The sequence below is a fragment of the Streptomyces sp. 8N616 genome, from assembly GCF_052246385.1.
Taxonomy (GTDB): domain Bacteria; phylum Actinomycetota; class Actinomycetes; order Streptomycetales; family Streptomycetaceae; genus Streptomyces.
Genome location: NZ_JBQQBY010000007.1, coordinates 53429 through 70690 on the forward strand (window position 1 = coordinate 53429; position 17262 = coordinate 70690).

The 17262-nt window shown below is 70.8% G+C and carries 19 protein-coding genes; 9 read left to right on the forward strand and 10 right to left on the reverse strand.

Annotated elements, in window-relative coordinates; all coding sequences use genetic code 11:
- The first annotated feature begins 11 nt into the window (after positions 1-11).
- Entirely contained in the window at positions 12-482 is a 471-nt protein-coding gene (locus tag ACTWQC_RS08295) for a zinc-binding dehydrogenase (protein WP_443314910.1), read from the forward strand.
- A gap of 36 nt (positions 483-518) precedes the next feature.
- Here the strand turns inward: ACTWQC_RS08295 and ACTWQC_RS08300 are convergent, their stop codons facing one another.
- The gene (locus ACTWQC_RS08300; RefSeq protein WP_443314911.1) at positions 519-1445 is read right to left on the reverse strand and encodes an antibiotic biosynthesis monooxygenase; all 927 of its coding nucleotides are present in this window, start codon (positions 1443-1445) and stop codon (positions 519-521) included.
- A gap of 138 nt (positions 1446-1583) precedes the next feature.
- Here ACTWQC_RS08300 and ACTWQC_RS08305 point away from each other — a divergent pair, with 138 nt between their 5' ends.
- Entirely contained in the window at positions 1584-2150 is a 567-nt protein-coding gene (locus ACTWQC_RS08305) for a nucleoside deaminase (RefSeq protein ID WP_443314912.1), read from the forward strand.
- A gap of 12 nt (positions 2151-2162) precedes the next feature.
- On the opposite strand, the gene ACTWQC_RS08310 is transcribed toward ACTWQC_RS08305, so the two are convergent.
- The 3 genes from ACTWQC_RS08310 to ACTWQC_RS08320 all read right to left on the reverse strand — a co-directional run bounded on the left by ACTWQC_RS08310 (position 2163) and on the right by ACTWQC_RS08320 (position 4346).
- On the reverse strand, positions 2163-2558 hold the full coding sequence (locus tag ACTWQC_RS08310) for a DUF427 domain-containing protein (protein WP_443314913.1): 396 nt from the start codon (positions 2556-2558) through the stop codon (positions 2163-2165).
- Positions 2533-3498 carry a lysophospholipid acyltransferase family protein gene (locus ACTWQC_RS08315; protein ID WP_443315093.1) on the reverse strand — a complete coding sequence of 322 codons (966 nt, stop codon included), beginning with the start codon at positions 3496-3498 and terminating at the stop codon, positions 2533-2535. The genes ACTWQC_RS08310 and ACTWQC_RS08315 overlap by 26 nt, the downstream gene beginning before the upstream one ends.
- 71 nt (positions 3499-3569) lie before the next feature.
- Positions 3570-4346 carry a GNAT family N-acetyltransferase gene (locus ACTWQC_RS08320; RefSeq protein WP_443314914.1) on the reverse strand — a complete coding sequence of 259 codons (777 nt, stop codon included), beginning with the start codon at positions 4344-4346 and terminating at the stop codon, positions 3570-3572.
- A 146-nt stretch (positions 4347-4492) separates the two neighbouring features.
- On the opposite strand from ACTWQC_RS08320, the gene ACTWQC_RS08325 reads away from it, so the two are divergent.
- Both ACTWQC_RS08325 and ACTWQC_RS08330 read left to right on the forward strand, forming a co-directional pair.
- Positions 4493-4720, forward strand: coding sequence for a dodecin (locus ACTWQC_RS08325; RefSeq protein WP_443314915.1), 228 nt, complete (start codon positions 4493-4495; stop codon positions 4718-4720).
- 158 nt (positions 4721-4878) lie between these two features.
- Entirely contained in the window at positions 4879-5907 is a 1029-nt protein-coding gene (locus tag ACTWQC_RS08330; RefSeq protein ID WP_443314916.1) for a rod shape-determining protein, read from the forward strand.
- A gap of 41 nt (positions 5908-5948) precedes the next feature.
- Here the strand turns inward: ACTWQC_RS08330 and ACTWQC_RS08335 are convergent, their stop codons facing one another.
- The 4 genes from ACTWQC_RS08335 to ACTWQC_RS08350 form a co-directional block, all read right to left on the reverse strand.
- Entirely contained in the window at positions 5949-6458 is a 510-nt protein-coding gene (locus ACTWQC_RS08335) for a phosphatase domain-containing protein (protein WP_443314917.1), read from the reverse strand.
- A complete protein-coding gene (locus ACTWQC_RS08340) occupies positions 6455-8629 on the reverse strand; it encodes a putative bifunctional diguanylate cyclase/phosphodiesterase (protein WP_443314918.1) in 2175 nt (724 codons plus the stop codon). Before ACTWQC_RS08340 ends, ACTWQC_RS08335 begins: the two co-directional genes overlap by 4 nt.
- On the reverse strand, positions 8626-9438 hold the full coding sequence (locus ACTWQC_RS08345; RefSeq protein ID WP_443314919.1) for an SAM-dependent methyltransferase: 813 nt from the start codon (positions 9436-9438) through the stop codon (positions 8626-8628). Before ACTWQC_RS08345 ends, ACTWQC_RS08340 begins: the two co-directional genes overlap by 4 nt.
- Positions 9439-10270: 832 nt before the next feature.
- A complete protein-coding gene (locus ACTWQC_RS08350) occupies positions 10271-10429 on the reverse strand; it encodes a hypothetical protein (protein WP_443314920.1) in 159 nt (52 codons plus the stop codon).
- Positions 10430-10517: 88 nt separating this feature from the next.
- Here ACTWQC_RS08350 and ACTWQC_RS08355 point away from each other — a divergent pair, with 88 nt between their 5' ends.
- The gene (locus ACTWQC_RS08355) at positions 10518-11288 is read left to right on the forward strand and encodes a bestrophin-like domain (RefSeq protein WP_443314921.1); all 771 of its coding nucleotides are present in this window, start codon (positions 10518-10520) and stop codon (positions 11286-11288) included.
- A gap of 24 nt (positions 11289-11312) precedes the next feature.
- The gene (locus ACTWQC_RS08360; protein ID WP_443314922.1) at positions 11313-11789 is read left to right on the forward strand and encodes a universal stress protein; all 477 of its coding nucleotides are present in this window, start codon (positions 11313-11315) and stop codon (positions 11787-11789) included.
- 45 nt (positions 11790-11834) lie between these two features.
- Here the strand turns inward: ACTWQC_RS08360 and ACTWQC_RS08365 are convergent, their stop codons facing one another.
- On the reverse strand, positions 11835-12416 hold the full coding sequence (locus tag ACTWQC_RS08365; RefSeq protein WP_443314923.1) for a hypothetical protein: 582 nt from the start codon (positions 12414-12416) through the stop codon (positions 11835-11837).
- A 36-nt stretch (positions 12417-12452) separates the two neighbouring features.
- Between ACTWQC_RS08365 and ACTWQC_RS08370 the strand changes: the two genes are divergently transcribed.
- Positions 12453-13199 (forward strand): response regulator transcription factor, encoded by a 747-nt coding sequence (locus tag ACTWQC_RS08370; protein WP_443314924.1) that lies wholly within the window; start codon positions 12453-12455, stop codon positions 13197-13199.
- The gene (locus ACTWQC_RS08375) at positions 13196-14608 is read left to right on the forward strand and encodes a sensor histidine kinase (RefSeq protein ID WP_443314925.1); all 1413 of its coding nucleotides are present in this window, start codon (positions 13196-13198) and stop codon (positions 14606-14608) included. The genes ACTWQC_RS08370 and ACTWQC_RS08375 overlap by 4 nt, the downstream gene beginning before the upstream one ends.
- A gap of 165 nt (positions 14609-14773) precedes the next feature.
- Here ACTWQC_RS08375 and ACTWQC_RS08380 read toward each other — a convergent pair whose 3' ends face one another.
- Positions 14774-15580, reverse strand: a complete 807-nt coding sequence (locus ACTWQC_RS08380; protein WP_443314926.1) for a CAP domain-containing protein — start codon at positions 15578-15580, stop codon at positions 14774-14776.
- Between the two features lie 242 nt (positions 15581-15822).
- On the opposite strand from ACTWQC_RS08380, the gene ACTWQC_RS08385 reads away from it, so the two are divergent.
- Positions 15823-17259 (forward strand): amino acid permease, encoded by a 1437-nt coding sequence (locus ACTWQC_RS08385; protein ID WP_443314927.1) that lies wholly within the window; start codon positions 15823-15825, stop codon positions 17257-17259.
- Positions 17260-17262 lie beyond the last annotated feature (3 nt).

Sequence of the window (17262 nt, forward strand, 5' to 3'; positions counted from 1 at the left end):
ACGGGAGACCGATGAAAGCCTTCGTCCTCAGGAGGGTCGGAGAGGTCGGCATCGTGTCCAAGCCGATTCCCGAGCCCGGACCCAACGACGCCCCGGTCGAAGCGATCCTGGAGCTGACCGACGGCCAGGGCGTGGACGCCGCCATCGAGGCGCTCGGTTCTCCCCGGACGTGGGAGGCGCCCTTCCGGGCCACCAAGCCGGGCGGACGTATCTCCAACGTCGGCTACCACGGGGAGGTTCCCGAGCCGCTCCAAGTCCCGTTGGAGCCCTTCGGCCACGGCATGGCCGACAAGCAGATCTACGGCGGGCTGAATCGCGGCGGCCGCGAGCGACTTCGCCGGATCTTCCGCCTCATGGAATACGGCCGGGTCGACCCCACCCCGATGACCACCCACGAGTTCTCCTTCCAGGAGATCGAGCGTGCGTTCCGGATGATGGCGTTGAGAGAGGACGGGATCATCAAGCCGCTGATCCACTTCTGATCAGCCCGGCCACAGCCCGGCCACTCATCACGGCCACTAATCATGGGTGGTCAGGCCGAACAAGACGAGGAGAAGCCCATAGCAAAGCAACACGACGGCGACACCCGCCATGTGGAAGCGGAGACTTCGCGGCCCGCTCGGCGCCAGCCATCGGTCGAACGCCCGGGTCACCACCGGCATCAAGAGCCAGGTCAGGATGGCGACGCTGCAGACGTTGCTGATGAAGAGTCCGAAAAAATCAGGTACCCCGAACTTGCCGAGCTCAAATCCGACCGTCAGATTCAGGACCATGACCGTGGGATAGAGGGCCAGCACAACGGTCATGGCCTGCTTCCAGTTGGGCGGAATGCCTTCCTTGGTCCCTTCCTCGAAGCGGAACCATCCGCTGAACGCCGAGCCGACCTTGCGCACGTCGAAGGAGGCGAAGTAGTTGCGGCCCTCTTCCAGGAGCTTTTCCCGCCTGCCCGACCGGAGCCACGCGTCGAGATGCTCCCGGGTATCGAAGCGGAACGCGACGACCCAGTTGTCCTGGACCCCCTGGACGGGCCGGAACATCTCGGACCCCATGAAGCCGGGGAACTCCCGCTGAGCCTCCAGGACTTTCTCCTGCCACCGCTCGAAGTCCTCCTGCCGCTCGGGCAGCACCTCATGAGAGATCACCGCTGTGACGGCGGCTTCCTCAGCCGGGGCCGCACCGGCGAGAACCTCCTGCGTCGGTTCCTCCTCGAGCAACGGGCGTTCCTCGTCGAGGAGTTCGCGGCGCGCAGTGGAGTCCAGCCAGGCGGTCAGCTGGTCCAGATGCGAGAAGCGGAAGACGACGACCCACTCGTTCTCGTCCCCGACACCGGGGGGATACAGCTCGGTGCCCTCGAAACCGTCGAAACGCTGCACGACGCGGTTCGTCTTCTCCTGCCAGCTCTGGTACTCGTCATCGAAGCCAGGACGAACCTTCTGCGAGGTCACCACCGTTGCGGTGTCCCCGCGGGCATTGCGGCTTGCAGTCCGGTTCACACGACCAGCCTAGCGCCGGAGGCATTTATGGTGCAAATTGGTGCATAAAGGTCAATTCCCCAGCAGCTCGCGCAGACGGGAGACACGGAGATGGGACACAAGGAATTCCTGGCAGAGGCAGCACGGCTGGCCACCGAGTCCGTGGAGAAGGGCTGGGGCGGGCCGTTCGGCTCGGTCATCACGCACGACGGCGACATCATCGCCCGCGGCCAGAATCGCGTGCTGCTCACCGCCGATCCGACCGCGCACGGCGAAGTGGAAGCCATCCGCAAGGCCGTTCAGCTCCTCAACCCCGAGGCACCCACCGTGTCCGAGGAGCATCAGAACGAATACACCCTGAAGTTGATACCTCGGCCCGAGGGCTCCCCCGACGTCGTCCCCGAGCGCGCCCGCATGCTGCAGGGGTGCTCGATCTACACCAGTGGCGCGCCCTGCCCGATGTGCATGAGCGCGATCTACTGGTCGCGGATGGACGCCGTGTACTACAGCTGCGACTGGGACGCGACCGAGAACATCGGCTTCAGCGACGCCTTCCAGTACGAGGACTTCCAGAAGCCCCCGAGCGAGCGCAGCATCACTGTCGAGCAGATGCACCCCGAGCTGGGAGGCCGGGCCTACGAGGCGTGGGAGCACAAGAAGGACAGGCACCCGTACTGACGGGCCGTCAGCTCATCTCCGGTCCGCGCCCGCGGCCGCCTGACGCAGCGGGCTCCCATCGACGATGATCTCGGCCTTGGTGTCGTAGAAGGACAGATGATCCTTGATGAGGGCGACCTCCGGCAGCGGGTCAGGGTAGGCCCACACCACGTCTGCCCTGACCCGGCCGTCGCCCTCCCGGTACGACCAGTACGAGGCATCGCCCTTGTACGGGCAGTGGGTGTGCGTCCCGGTCGGCTCCAGGAGGTGCAGAGCCACATCCTCCGGCGGAAGGTAGTAGCGGACCGGCAGCCCGGTCTCGTGGACCAGCACGGGGCGGCGGGACTCGGCGACGACCTGGCCGCCGATCTCCACCCTGACGTGCTGCGAGCCGGGAACCGCTTCAACGGTGTGCTTCGCGCTGGGCACGGGGTGCTCCTTCACTCGGGCGGGGCCCCGGCAGCCGTCCGCCACCGGGCCTTACCCCGTGCAACGCCTCCCACGGAACCCTGATTCCTGCCCGGCCGCCGATGCCCGCAGGTTCGCCGGTTCCCGCCCGTTCGGCACCGCCCACCGCCGCGCGGGCGGCGCGGGCCAGCGTGGCCCGGTCGGCGTGCGACCCCGGCGCGATGGGCGGCAGGACGGTCACCTCGGCGACGAGTCCGCGTGCGGCCACGACCCGGCGCAGCGAGGCGAGCAGCGTGTCCTCACCCACGAAGGCCGCCACGGCGGCGGAACGCTGCCCCCACGGCCCTTCCAGGCGGTAGCGGATCCGGACCGGCTGGACGGGCGCACCGGCGTCGAGAGCGGCCTGGAAGACGGCGTTCCTGAAGTGGCCGTGCTCCTGGCCGCACCAGGTGCTTCCCTCGGGGAAGGCCACGACGGTCGAGCCCGCGCGCAGCGCCGCGGCCATCTCCGCGACGGTTCCCGGCAGGGCCCTGAGCCGGTCGCGTTCGAGGAAGATCGTGGCGCCCTTGGCGGCCAGCGGGCCGAGGACCGGATACGCGGCGACCTCGCTCTTGGCGAGATTCCGCCCGGGCCTGACGGAGGCGATCAGCGGCACGTCCAGCCAGGAGACGTGGTTGGCCACGACGAGAACACCGCCCGGGAGGACCCGTGCCCCCTCGCCGCCCGTGACTCGTACCCGTACACCGAAGGCCTGGACCACGGCCCGGCACCAGCGTGCCGCGAGCCGGTCCCGGCGGGCCGGGGAGCACCGCCGGGCCAGGGGTGACAGCACGATCCCGCAGAACAGCACGCCGAGCGCCGCGAGACACCGGACCGCGCGGTGCGGCCCGGCCACGGATGGCGCGGGCTCTGCCAGGCAGTCCTCGGGCGTGCACGGCGCGCTGGGCAGCCAGGCGCTCACGGCCACGCCCACCGGCCCGGAAGCCGCATGCCCGCTGACCGGACCGCCGGCGGGACTGCTGACAGAGCTGCTCATGGGGCGGGGACCAGGGACAGGAAGTGCCGCAGGTAGCGCGGGTCGGTGCGGCGCAGCGAGAGCAGCACGTACAGGTCGGCCACCCCGAAGTCGGGGTCGTGCGCGGGCTCGCCGCACACCCAGGCGCCCAGCCGCAGATAGCCGCGGAGCAGCGGCGGGAGCGGGGTACGGGCGGAGCGGGCGACCCCGGTGGGGTACCACGGCAGGTGCGGGGTGACGCGGTACTCCTCGGGCGAGAGGTGCTTGGCCGAGACGGTGTCCCAGACCCCGGCGGCCAGTGCCCCGCCGTCGGCGAGCGAGACCGAGCAGCAGCCGGCGAGCCAGTTGTGCCCGGCCTGGGTGAGGTACCGGGCGATGCCGGCCCACATCAGCGAGATGACGGCGCCGTCGCGGTGGTCCGGGTGCACACAGGAGCGCCCGACCTCCACGAGGTCGTCGCGGATCCCGGCCAAGTTGGCGATGTCGAACTCGGTCTCGGAGTAGAGCCGTCCGGCCACGGCCGCGCGGCCCGGCGGCAGCAGCCGGTACGTGCCGACGACAGCGCCCGTGTTGTCCTCGCGTACGAGCAGGTGGTCGCAGTAGGCGTCGAAGGAGTCGACGTCCAGGCCGGGCTCCGAGCCGGCCAGCAGTGCGCCCATCTCACCGGCGAAGACTTCGTGGCGCAGGCGCTGGGCGGCGCGCACGTCCTGCTCGTCGCGGGCGAGCGATACGGAGTACCGGGGGCTGGTCTCGGCGGTACGGGGCGCGGGTGCAAGTGGTGGTGAAGTGGTCATGCGTCCTTCATGACCGTGCCGGCTGGCTTGGACGTGACCGTTTCGGGTTGGGCGGATGTGCGGTGGCTTAATGGCTGGGGCACGGTGGACGGAGAAGGGGGGAACGACCCCCGTCAGGACCGACCCCCGTCAGCAGGGAGACCGCCATGACCGCTCACACCTACCGGGTCACCGAAATCGTCGGGTCGTCGCACGAGGGTGTCGACGCCGCGATCCGCAACGGGCTCAAGCGCGCCGCCCAGACCCTGCGGTATCTCGACTGGTTCGAGGTGACGCAGATCCGCGGCAACATCGCGGACCAGGAGATCGAGCACTTCCAGGTGGGGCTGAAGGTCGGCTTCCGGATCGAGGACACCGAGGGTCAGGGCTCCTGAGGCCCGGAGCGCGATCCGGCGGCGGGAATACGTCCGTTCGGGGTGTTCATCGCCCGAGCGGCGCAACAAGTCGGGCATATAAAGAGGAAAGCGGGCAAGCTGGATAAAGGGCGGCCAGCCACCCCGCCCTTCGCTACGTCCCTCAGGGGAGGACTCACGTGCCCGTAAGCCTTGACCAGTTGCGCCGTTGCTCGGTCGCCGTGGATCTCGGTGCCTGCCGTACCAGGGTGTATCTCAAGGACACCGGACTGGTCGTCGACGAGCCCAGCGTGGCCGCCGTGAACACGCGCACCGGGGCGCTGCTCGCGGTCGGCGAACTGGCCGAGAAGATGACGGGCCGCACCCCCGAACACATCCGGGTGGTCCGCCCGGTCTCCGGCGGCACGGTCGTCGACATCGACATGGCACAGCGGATGCTGCGTCAGCTCATCGGCAACAAGCTCCGCAAGGCGTGGCGCCGCAAGCCCACGCTGCGTATCGCGGCCTGCACCCCGCACGACAGCGAGCCGCTGACGCAACGGGCGGCGGTGGAGACGCTCACCGCGCTGGGCGCCCGGCGGGTGGAGCTGGCCGACACGCTCATCTGCGCGGCGGTGGGCTGCGGACTGCCCGTCGAGCAGCCCGAGGCGACGATGATCGTGGTGTGCGGCGCGGCGACCACGCAGGTGGCAGTGCTCTCGCTGGGCTCGATCGTCGCAGCGGATACCATCCCGGTCGGCGGCAACTCCATCGACCACGCCGTGGTCGAACACCTCCGCAACGAGCACGAGTTGATGCTGCCGAGCCCCGCGGTGCGCCCGCTGCACCTGGTGCTGGACGCGGCAGACGAGAATACGGGCCGCGCCGAGGTGCACGGCAGAGACGTCACCACGGGCCTCGCCCGGTCGGTGATCGTGGACACCGCGGGCGTACGGCGGGCCATCGGCACCCCGCTGACCGGGGTGCTCGACGGCATCCGCTCGGTGCTCCGCCGCTGCCCGCCGGACCTGGTCGCCGACCTGTCCGACCGCGGCATCATGCTGGCCGGGGGCAGCGCGCTGCTGCCGGGACTCGACACCATGCTCAGCCGGGCGACCGGCATGCCCGCCAACACCGCTGACCGGCCCGACACCTGTGCGGTACGGGGTCTCGGCGCGATGCTGGAGGGCAAGGTGCGGCCGCTGCACCTGGACCCGCTCGCGGGCTGATTCCGCCCGGCCCTGCCCCGGGCGGTACCAGCGTCCCGGACTCAGCTGCGGCCCGCGCGCTCCTGGGCGTTCCGCAGCGCGGCCGACGGGGTGGCCCAGCGGGCCCGTACGACCGGGAAGCCCGCCCGCTCGCAGGCGTCGCACACAAGCTCGTCGTCGTCCACGAACACCCGGATCTCCCGGTCGCGGGCCAGCCCGCGCAGGATTCCCGGCTTCACGAACCGGGCCGGTCTGCGGTCGTCATTGCGCCGCATGAACAACCGGCCCAGCGGCAGCCCGTGTTGCTCCAGCCACGCCAGCGTGTCGCGCCGGCACCGCTCGGGCCGGCCCGTCACGTACACCACCTCGCACTCCTCGGCGCTGCTCAGCGCGAGCGCCACGCCCTCGGTGAGCGGCGGGTCGTGAACAGCCGCAGCGAAGAAGGCGTCCCAGTCGCGCGGTCGCCGCTCCAGGAAGTGCTGCCGGTGTCCCGCGTCGGAGAGAGTCCCGTCCAGGTCGAAGACGGCGATCGGCCTGGCACCCGCCCTCCCCGGGACGGTCGGAGCGGTCATGACGCGTCCACCAGGGACAGCGCGTGCAACCGCTCTGGCGGCCCGGGGCGGGCGTAGTACCAGCCCTGGGCGGTGTCGCAGCCGAGGGTCCGCAGGTGCTCGGCCTGGGCGCCGGTCTCCACTCCCTCCACGGTGACCGCGAGGTCGAGGGTGTGGGCGAGCGACACCACGCCTTCCACGATCTTGATGTCGACCGGGTCGGCCGGGTCGTGCTGCATGCCCCGGGTGAAGGACCGGTCGAGCTTGAGCGTGCTGAGCGGCATGCGGCGCAGGTTGGACAGGTTGGAGTAGCCGGTGCCGAAGTCGTCGAGGGCGATGTCGACCCCGAGGTCGGCGAGCTGCCGCAGCGGTTTCAGCAGCGTCTCGTCGGCGCCGATGAGCGCGCTCTCGGTCACTTCGAGGCACAGGGCGGTGGGTTCGAGCCCGGCTTCCTTCAGCACCTCCACGGTGTCGCGGACGAGGCCCGGGTGGCGCAGCTGGAAGGGCGAGAGGTTCACGTTGACCCGCAGCGGTCCGTGACCGCCTTCGAACGTCCAGTGCCGGGCCTGGCGCACGGCCTCGCTCAGCACCCAGCGGCCGAGCGGAACGATCAGGCCGGTGTTCTCGGCCAGCGGGATGAACTGGTCGGGGCCGAGCACCCCGCGCAGCGGGTGGCACCAGCGCACCAGCGCCTCCGCCCCGTGCACGGTGCCGTCGCTGAGCCGTACGAGCGGCTGGTACTCGATGAAGAACTCGCCGCGCTCCAGGGCCGTGGGAAGGCTGTTGGTCAGCCCGTACCTGGTGATGGCCAGCACCTCGGCCTCGGGGTCGGCGTGCTCGTAGCGGTTGCCGCCCGCGGCCTTGGCCCGGTACATCGTGATGTCGGCGCTGCGCAGCACCTCCGCCGGGCCGAGTTCCCCCGCCGGCCCGTCGACGATTCCGATGCTGCCCCGGACGGACAGGTCGCGGCCTTCGAGATGTACCGGTTCGGCGAGCACGTCGAGGATCCTGTGGGCGAGGTCGGTCACGTCCTCCTGCGTCTCCGGGTCCATGATCAGGGCCACGAACTCGTCGCCCCCGATCCGCGCGATCAGCTGGTCGGGAGCCGTAACGCAGGTCTGCAGCCGGTCGGCGACCTCGACCAGCAGCCGGTCGCCGACTTCGTGGCCGAGGCTGTCATTGACCACCTTGAAGCCGTCGAGGTCGAGGTAGCAGAGCCCGAAGCGCGCCACCCCGTCGCGGGCGGCGAGCGCCGCTCTGAGCCGCTCGAAGAACAGCGTGCGGTTCGGCAGCCCGGTGAGCGCGTCGTGGGTCGCCTCGTACCGCAACCGCGCGTTCAGCAGCCGCCGTTCCGTGATGTCCTCCATCAGGGCGAGCATGTACTGCGGCTCGCCCGCCGGGTCGCGCAGCAGCGAGACCGTGAGGTTGGTCCACAGCACGGTGCCGTTGGTGCGGTAGTACGGCTTCTCGACCCGGTAGTGGTCCCGCTCGCCGCGGGCCAGTTCGCCCTGGAGGTTCCAGACGCCGGGCGTGTCGTCGGGGTGCGCCCAGTCGGTGACCTTCCTGCTGCGCACATGGTGCTCGAGACCGCCGAACATCTGCGTCAGCGCGTCGTTGACGTCGACGATCTTGCCGTCCATGTCCGCGATCCCGATGCCGACCGCGGCACCCTCGAAGACCGCCCGGAACAGCGCCTCGCTGGCGTGCAGCGCCTTCTCCGCCTCGGCCTGCGCGGACAGTGCCGCCCGGGACACCGCCTCCTGCTCAGCGAGGGTCCGCTCGCGCAGCGCCTGGGCGAAGCCTGCGGCGATGGCGTGCTGCAGCCGCGCGCAGCGGGCGCGGCTCTCCTCGACCGGGAACTTCTCGTCCGGCGAGCAGTACAGCACCAGATACGAGTCCACGACGCCGAGCGAGCGCGGCAGGGCGCCCGGGTCGGTGCAGTGGGCGGTGACGAGCGCGGTCCCGATGGCGAGCGCCGGGGTCGGGTCGAAGGGCCGGGCCCTGAGCGCCTCGCTGAGCGTGCGGGCGAGCGGGATCAGGTACTCCTCGAACTCCGCGCGGTTCATGGACGTTGCAGTGGCCGGGTAGATCGCCCGGCTCCATATTCTCGCGAAGCGGCGCAGCCGGTCCTCGGGCCCGTCCCGCGGGCCTTCTCTGTCCGGCTGCCCGGATTCGTCAGGGCCTCTGGTCACGCTTTGCGCCCCACTCCCGCGAAGCCGGTGAAGACCACCGGGTCCTCCTGCTCGGGCGGGGTGTCCGGGCGCCAGTGCGGCATGGACACCAGCCCCGGCTCGACGTACTCGAAGCCGTCGAAGAACCGGTCGACCTGTGCCCGCGGTCGCATGATGAGCGGTGAACTGGCCCTGCGGTACACCCCTTCGACCCTGTCGCCCTGCTCGGTGGACATCGGCCCGCCCTCGGTCGACGCGTGGGTCAGAACCAGCAGGCTGCCCGGGGCGAGCCCGTCGCGCAGCCCGGCGACCGCTCCCCAGGGGTCCTCCTCCTCGACGACGAAGTGCAGTACCGCGACGAGCAGCAGCGCCACGGGCCGGTCGAGGTCGAGCAGGCGGGCCACCTCGGGGCTGTCCAGGATCTCCTTCGGATTGCGCAGATCGGCCGCGGCTATACCGGCGTTGTCGTTGCCCTCGAGCACCGCCCGGCTGTGCGCTACGGCGACGGGGTCGTTGTCGACGTAGACCACGCGGGCGCCGGGGCTGGCGGACTGGGCCACCTCGTGGACGTTGCCGAAGGTGGGTATGCCCGAGCCTATGTCGAGGAATTGAGTGATGCCGTGGTCCACGGCGTAGCGTACGGCGCGCCGCATGAACGCCCGGTTCGCTTGCATGATCTTGGGCAGGCCCGGCATGATCTCGATCGCCTTGCGCGCGGCTTCGCGGTCGACCTCGAAGTTGTGCGAGCCGCCCAGGTAGTAGTCGTAGATCCGGGACACACTCGGCACAGAAAGGTCGATTCCCTGGGGGGCCCAGGAGGGACGATCCATCAATGGTCTCCAGCTCGTCTGCCATGGGTTGGTCCGGCCATGTGCATGCCGGTGTCTGAGCTGAGGCTACTGATCGCCCGTGAGCAGGGGAACACCAAACGGAAATCTCCGGTCCGTTCCCGTCAATAACCACGGGCATGTGCGCCCGCGCGCACCAGGGGGCGGGTGGTTTTCCGTTCCCGCCCCCTTTGCACACGGGAGTTACCGATGGTAGCGCTCACAGGGGGTCAATGCATCCGCAAAGGCGGACCGGACAGTGAAGCTTGCATGACGGCCCAGTATGGCGAAGAACACGCACCCGAAGTAGCCCTGGACCGCCCGCCGTTCCAAACCCCGCGCGCTGGAGTTCCACCCCTCAGGGGGAATTGACGGCCGACCCGGTCTGAATGCCGCATCCGCTGTGCACTATCTCCGGCGTGAGCGCATGGCACCGAGTGGGGGTCGTCGCCGCGAGCGCAGGGCTCGGGGTGGCCGCGGCGGGGGCGGCGGCGGTCGTGTTGGCGCAGGGATCCGCCGCCGCGTGGGACGGGCCGGACGTACGGGTGACCGCGTCCGCCGGAGACGTGGTAGCCGTGCTCGAGTGGTGTCCGGGGAGCGTGCCGGACATTTTCGCGTCCGCGGGTCCGGGCGGCGTCGTCGCGCGGGTGACGTGCCCGAAGCCACCGCGGCCCACGCCGCCGCCCGTGACGCCGAAGCCGCCAACTCCCGCCCCCTCGCCTCCTGCACCGCCGCCGGCCCCACCGTCGCCTCCGCCACAGTCACCGTCGGCCCAGCCGCCCACACCGCCCACACCGCCCGCACCGCCCGCGCGGCACGCACCACCTGCGCCGCCTCAACGGGCGCCCGCGCCCCCGGGCCCGCGACCCCCGTCCGCCGCGCCGTCATCCGCCGCGCCCTCCCCCGCCCCACCGCTGCCGAGGGCGTACGCGAAGCCGGCCCGCGACGAACCGGAGGACGGCACCTCTGTGGTGACCACGACTCTGCTGATCACCGCGCCCGCCGTGCTCGCAGCGGCAGCGCTGCGGCCGCGCTCGCGCCGCTCCTGACGCCCCGTCGACTCGACTCCCCGGAGGATTCCCGTGTCCGGATGGCTGATGCTCTCCCTCGCGATGGCCGCCGCCTGCGCCGTCGTCCTCACGATCGTGCTGCTCAACCAACGCCGCGTCGGCGAGGACGACGACCCCTCGGAGACGCCGGACGTCCTCGAGTACATGACGATGATGATCGGCGTGGTCTACGCGATCGTGCTCGGACTCGCCATCGCGGGAGTCTGGGAGGCGCGCGGGGCCGCGGAGGACGCCGTACGGTCCGAGGCGCAGGCGCTGCACGAAGTCAGCGAGCGCGTCGGCCCCTACCCCGCGGCGGCACGGGACCGGATCCGCGGGGACGTCGACGCGTACGTCAGGCATGTGGTCACCCGCGAGTGGCCGTACATGACCGAGCACGAGGCGCTCACCGACCGCGGGGCCGCCCTGCTCGACCGGCTGCGGCGGGATGTCTCGGGCCATGTGCCGCGCACCGAGCTCGAGAGCCAGATCTACCAGCCCGTGGTGGACCAGGTCGCCGCGGCCGACAGCGCCCGCGCGGCGCGGGCGGAGAGTGCGGAGGCCACGATGCCGGGCGTGGTGTGGTTCGGTCTGACCGCCGGGGCGGCGGCCACCGTCGGGATGATCTTCACGCTGCAGATCCGCCGCTCGGGGCGCGAGCTGCTGATGGCGGGCCTGTTCAGCGCGTTGATCGCGTTCCTGCTCTTCCTGATCTGGCAGTTCGACGCGCCGCTCGGGCGGGAAGGCCGCGACTCCGCGGCGCCCTTCCTCGCCCTCTTCCCGGGTGCGACAGGTGGTGGCTGACGCGGGCGGGCTAGCCTCGGTCACGTGGAGGACAAGGTGCCCGAGGACAAGGTGCCCGCGCCGTTCGAACGCGGAACTGACGGCCCCAAGGTGATCGTCGCCGGAGTGGACGGCTCCGACTCGTCGTGGCGCGCGGCCGCGTACGCGGCAGGTCTTGCACGCCGTCAGCACGCGCTGCTCGCGATCGTGTACGTCCAGCCGGTGCTCGCGGGAGGGGCGGCTTTCGGGGCCTCGGTCGCGGACACCACCACCGAGGTCGCCGAGGAGCTGCTGGCCGAGATCAGGGAGGCCACGGAGCGGCTGCGCGGAATCTACGACGTGCGCTGGGAGTTCCACACCCTGCGCGGCGACCCGTACAACGGGCTCGTCCAGGCGGCGGACGAGCTCAAGGCGGACGCGGTCGTCGTCGGGGCCTCCGAGCAGGCGGGGCACCGCATCGTCGGGTCTGTGGCCATCCGGCTGGTGAAGGCGGGCCGCTGGCCGGTCACCGTGGTCCCGTAGTGCGTCCCGTAGCTCCTTGGGTCGTCCCGTGGCGCCCCGTCCCCGCTACCAGGACGTCTCGCGGATCTCTGCCCGGTCGTCGCCCTCCGTCGTCGCCATGATCTCCGACCTGTGCCGGTCACCTGAGAACGTCACGGTCAGCGTGGTCGGCTCGCTCTGGGACGTGCGCACGGTGAAGCCCTGGGTCGGGACCGCGGAGACCAGGCAGACGCTGGTGTCGCCGAACCGGACGGTCGCCTGTCCCCCGGCCGACTCGATGGTCTGCACCCCTGAACCGCCCTCGCTGCAGCCCGCCCCGGGATCCGTGGTCTCGCCACCGGCCGGCTCCTCGGTCTTCGGGGGCGTCGTACGGGCGGGCCGGGACGTCGTAGGCGTGGCCGTCGGGGTCAGGGTCGGGGAGGGCTTGCGGCTCGGGGCGCGGCTGGTCGCGGAAGGGCTCGGCTTCGGCGATTTGCTGGGCTTGCGGGTCTGCTCCGAGGGCGAGGAGAACACGGTGGGCGCCGAGCGCGCCACGGGCGGGGTCGGCTTGGTCGAACCCACCACGAAGTGCACCGTGAGTATCACCGCCGTGACGCTGACGGCAGTGCAGGAGAGCCATATGAGCAGGTAGCGCAGGGACCGAGACACGACACCATACTGGCGGACCGGCTACCGTGCTGGCCCATGGCATCCGTGCTTCTCGTCGAGGACGACCCTGTGATACGCAGCGCACTGATCGAAGTGCTCTCCGCGCACGGTCATGTGGTGTACAGCGCCTCGCAGGGGTTCGAGGCGCTGCGCGAGGTGACCCAGCGCCCGCCCGACGTCGTCGTGCTCGACCTCGGACTGCCGGATCTGGACGGGACGGACGTGCTGCGGATGCTGCGAGGCATCTCGCAGGTGCCGGTCGTGGTCGCCACCGCCAGGGACGACGACGCGGAAGTGATCAAACTCCTCAATGCGGGTGCCGACGACTACATCGTCAAGCCGTTCTCCGGCGGGCAGCTGGCCGCCCGCCTCGGGGCGGTGCTGCGGCGTACGGCGGCGGGCGCGGCGGCGCAGTACGGGGGATCGCCGGGCGCGGAGCCGGCGAACGGGCAGCAGAGCGGGGCGATACCCACGGTCCCGCGGACCATCCAGGTCGGGGAGCTGCTGGTCGACCCTGCGGCCAGGACCGCGCAGCTGGCCGGGCGGGAACTGCGGCTGACCCGGCGCGAGTTCGATCTGTTGGCCTATCTCGCGGCCCACGCCGACCAGGTGGTCTCCCGGCGGCGGATCCTCGCCGACGTATGGCGCCAGCCGTATGTGGAGGACCAGACCATCGACGTCCATCTCTCGGCACTCCGCCGCAAACTGGGCGAAAAGGCCGCGCAGCCGCGCTATCTGCACACCGTGCGCGGCATCGGCATCAAGCTGGTGGCGCCGCGATGAGACGCGCTCTCGCGGGGGTCGCGCTCGCGGTGACCTCCATGGTGGCGCTGTCCTTTCTGATACCGCTCGCCCTTCTTGTCCAGTCCGAGGCGCGGAGCCGCGCGACGACGGAGGCCGAGCAGCGGGCCGCGGCTCTGGCGCCCGTACTGGCCCTGACCACCCGCCCTTCCGACGTCCAGCAGGCCGTCTCGGGACTGGACCCCGGGAACCGTCTCGGCGTACACCTGCCGGACGGTGACGTCATCGGCGCGGAGCACGCGCCCGCGCACGGCCTGGAGCGGGCGGAGCGGGACCGCGAGACGCTCGCGCTGTCCACCCCGTCGGGCCGGGTCTACCTCCAGCCCGTGATCCTCCCCGAGAACCGGGTGGCCGTCGTCGAGTCGTTCGTACCGCGCGAGGACCTCGACCGGGGCGTGGCTCTGTCGTGGGTCGTGATGTCACTGCTGGCCCTGGGGCTCGTGGCCGGATCCGTCCTGGTCGCGGACCGGCTCGGGGCACGGGTCGTACGGTCCTCCCGGAGCCTGTCACGGGCCTCGAACGCGCTGGGGGCCGGCGATCTGGAGGTACGGGTCGACCCCGCGGGGCCGCCCGAACTCCAGGAGGCGGGGCGGGCGTTCAACTCGATGGCCGACCGGGTCGTACAGCTGCTGGCGATGGAGCGCGAGCTGGTCGCCGACCTTTCGCACCGGCTGCGGACGCCGCTGACGGCGCTTCATCTGGAGGCGGAGCGGATGGGTTCGGCGCCGGGCGCCGAGCGGCTCAACGCCGCGGTCACCAACCTGGAGACCGAGCTCGACTCGATCATCTCGGCGGCGCGGACGCCGCTCGCCGTGGGACCGCTGGGCGGTGCGGCCGACGAGCGGAAAGAGCCCGGCCGTGTGGCCGCGCCGGCGGCGGGACCCGAGGAGCGGTCCGAGGTCTCGGAGGTTGTCAGGGGCCGGGTGGAGTTCTGGTCCGTACTGGCCGCGCAGCAGGGCAGGGACTGCCGGCTGCTGGCCACCTCGGAGCCGACGGCCGTCCGGCTGCCGCACGACGATCTCGCTGCCGTCGTCGATGCGCTGATCGGCAACGTCTTCCAGCACACGGCCCAGGGGACGGCGTTCACCGTGCGCGTGGAGCGCACCGCCCAGGCCGTGGTACTCGCGGTGGACGATGCGGGGCCCGGCATCGAGGACCCGGACCGCGCGCTGGCCCGGGGCGTGAGCGTCGGCGGCTCGACGGGCCTGGGCCTGGACATCGCCCACCGCGCGGCGCGTGCCACGCGCGGCGCGGTACGGATCACGCACGGCCCGATGGGCGGTGCGCAGGTGCGGGTGACGCTGGGGCTTGACGCGGAGACGAAGCGGGGCCCCGCCCGGGCGGCCCTGCGCGCCCGCCGTGCCGCCCACCGCTCGGTCCAACGCGGCTAGTCAGTCGTCCCGCAGACGGTCGCCACCCGGTGCGGCGGGCACTCTCCTCCGCGGGTCGCAGGTCAGTTCTTTCCGCCGCGACGGCGAGAAGCCCCGCGGCGCGGTCCGGCGGTGCCGAGACCAGCGCCACCGGCAAGAATCGGATTCGCTGAGGCGCGGAGAGGCTCAGCGACTGGTGCCGAAGTCCTGGGTCCACCACGGGCCGCCGTCGCCCTCGTGGATGCCTATGCCGATCTCGCGGAAGGAGCAGTTGAGTATGTTCGCCCGGTGTCCTGAGCTGTTCATCCAGGAGTTCATGACCTCTTCGGGGCTCTGCTGCCCCTGGGCTATGTTCTCGCCGAGCGCCGACCAGACGTAGCCCTCCCGCTCCACGCGGTCGCTGATCTCCGAGCCGTCGGGGCCGGTGTGCGAAAGGACACCCGAGTCGGCCATGACGTCGGTGTACTTCTGCGCGGCGGCGTTCAGCTTCGAGTTGGCCGTGACCGGACTGCAGCCTGCCTTCGACCGCTCCTGATTGACCAGTTCGACGATCCGCGCGGCCTCGCCGGTGGCTGCGTCCGGGGCTTCCCGCGCGTCCGGGACGCTGCGGTCGTCCGTGGCGCTGCGGGTGGCCGAGGGCTTCTCGGCTGCCCGCGTCCGAGGGGTCTGCGTCGCCGTACGCCGCGGGGTCGGCGTGGCGGAGGCCTTCGCACGCTTCGAGGACGGGCTCTTCGACTTCGACGGCGAAGCGGACGTGGTGCGGGGCACCGCCTCCTCGGCCATGGGGGACGCCGAGGAAGCGGCTCGATCCGCGGTGGTCCGTGCCTCGGCCACCGGCGCATCGCCGCCCGACTGCACGACCGCCACGCCCGTGCCGACCCCCGCGACGACCGTGAGAGCTCCGGCCGTCAGGGCTATGCGGCGCACCGGCTGTCCCGCACGCGGGCGGCGGTGTGACGCCGGGCGCCGTCCGTTGCCGTGCCGAGGGCTCATGGTGGTCGTCCTCCGTGGGGCTATGGGGGTGCGGCGGTACCGGATCGTGCCCGGGCGCCGTCGCCGACCCTATGCGTCCGATCGATTCCGATCACCATTCGGACGAGATCTTCAAGAACTCATAAGACTCAGCTCAGACATCGCTACGGATCACTGCGGCACATAGCGGAGCGCGGTCTTCCGTTGCCGGACGCGCTCCGCCATCATGAGCGGCCGTCAGCTGCCTACGGAGAGGACGCGTCATGGCCGGGCTCCGGATCGGACAGGGCGTACTGCGCCGGAAACCGATCGAGCACATCGAAGAGGCGGAAGGCGCTCCGAGTGAGCAGCTCACCCGCACGCTGGGCCTGTGGCAGCTGACCGCCATCGGCATCGGGGGCATCATCGGCGCCGGCATCTTCGCCCTCGCCGGAACCGTGGCGAAGGGCACGGCGGGGCCCGCCGTTCTGGTGTCGTTCCTCATCGCAGGCGTGGCGGCAGCGGCAGCCGCCTTCTCCTACGCGGAGTTCGCGGGCCTCATCCCGAAGGCCGGTTCCGCCTACACCTACGGTTACGCGGTACTGGGCGAGTTCGCGGGCTGGTTCATCGGCTGGGATCTCATCCTGGAGTACACGGCCATCGTCGCGGTCGTCGCGATCGGCATCTCCGGGTACTTCAACTTCCTGCTGGGCGAGGTCGGTCTCGATCTGCCGGCCTGGATGCTCGGCGCACCGGGCACGGGCGAGGGGCACCGCGTGGACCTCTTCGCCGCCATTCTGTGCCTGTTCGTCGCCTTTCTGCTGAATCTCGGCATCAGGAACGCCGCCCGCTTCGAGACCGTCGTCGTGGTTCTGAAGGTGCTGCTCGTCCTGCTGGTCATCGGCGTGGGCTTCTTCCACGTCTCGTCCGAGAACTACAGCCCCTTCTTCCCGTACGGCGTCGGCGGCGCCTTCACGGGTGCGGCGACCGTCTTCTTCGCGGTCTTCGGTTTCGACGCGATGAGCACCGCCGCCGAGGAGTCCAAGGACGCCCAGAAACACATGCCCAAGGCGATCCTCTACTCATTCGCCATCTCGATGGTGCTGTATGTACTGGCCTGCCTGGTCCTGACGGGTATGCAGCACTACACCGAGGTCGACCCGGAGAGCGGCTTCTCGACCGCCTTCAAGTCGGTGGGGCTGAGCGGCATCGCGGACGTGATCGCGGTGGGCGCGATCATCGGCATCCTCACCGTGATGTTCACCTTCATGCTCGGCGTGACCCGGGTGTGGTTCTCGATGAGCCGCGACGGGCTGCTGCCGCACTGGTTCGCCAAGACGCACCCGACCCGGCACGTGCCGACGCGCGTGACCTGGATCGTCGGTGTGGCCTCCGCCGGGATCGCCGGGTTCGTGAAGATCGGGGAGGCGGCGGAGCTGACCAACATCGGCATCCTGCTCGCCTTCGCGGTCGTGTGCACCGCCGTGATCGTGCTCCGCTACCGGCGGCCCGATCTGCACCGCGAGTTCCGCTGCCCGTGGATGCCGTTCGTGCCCGCACTCGGTGTGGCCGCCTCCATCTGGCTGATCACCTACCTGCAGTGGCACACCTGGGTGCGCTTCGCGGTGTGGTTCGTGATCGGGCTCCTCATCTACTTCGGCTACTCCTACCGGAACTCCGAGCTCGCGAGGGCGGAGCGGGCCGGGACCGGGGCGGAATGACGA

Coding starts and splice junctions, on each gene's coding strand:
- ACTWQC_RS08295 (WP_443314910.1), top strand. CDS start 12: ATGAAAGCCTTCGTCCTCAGGAGGGTCGGAGAGGTCGGCATCGTGTCC.
- ACTWQC_RS08305 (WP_443314912.1), top strand. CDS start 1,584: ATGGGACACAAGGAATTCCTGGCAGAGGCAGCACGGCTGGCCACCGAG.
- ACTWQC_RS08320 (WP_443314914.1), bottom strand. CDS start 4,346: ATGACCACTTCACCACCACTTGCACCCGCGCCCCGTACCGCCGAGACC.
- ACTWQC_RS08325 (WP_443314915.1), top strand. CDS start 4,493: ATGACCGCTCACACCTACCGGGTCACCGAAATCGTCGGGTCGTCGCAC.
- ACTWQC_RS08335 (WP_443314917.1), bottom strand. CDS start 6,458: ATGACCGCTCCGACCGTCCCGGGGAGGGCGGGTGCCAGGCCGATCGCC.
- ACTWQC_RS08345 (WP_443314919.1), bottom strand. CDS start 9,438: ATGGATCGTCCCTCCTGGGCCCCCCAGGGAATCGACCTTTCTGTGCCG.
- ACTWQC_RS08370 (WP_443314924.1), top strand. CDS start 12,453: ATGGCATCCGTGCTTCTCGTCGAGGACGACCCTGTGATACGCAGCGCA.
- ACTWQC_RS08375 (WP_443314925.1), top strand. CDS start 13,196: ATGAGACGCGCTCTCGCGGGGGTCGCGCTCGCGGTGACCTCCATGGTG.
- ACTWQC_RS08380 (WP_443314926.1), bottom strand. CDS start 15,580: ATGAGCCCTCGGCACGGCAACGGACGGCGCCCGGCGTCACACCGCCGC.
- ACTWQC_RS08385 (WP_443314927.1), top strand. CDS start 15,823: ATGGCCGGGCTCCGGATCGGACAGGGCGTACTGCGCCGGAAACCGATC.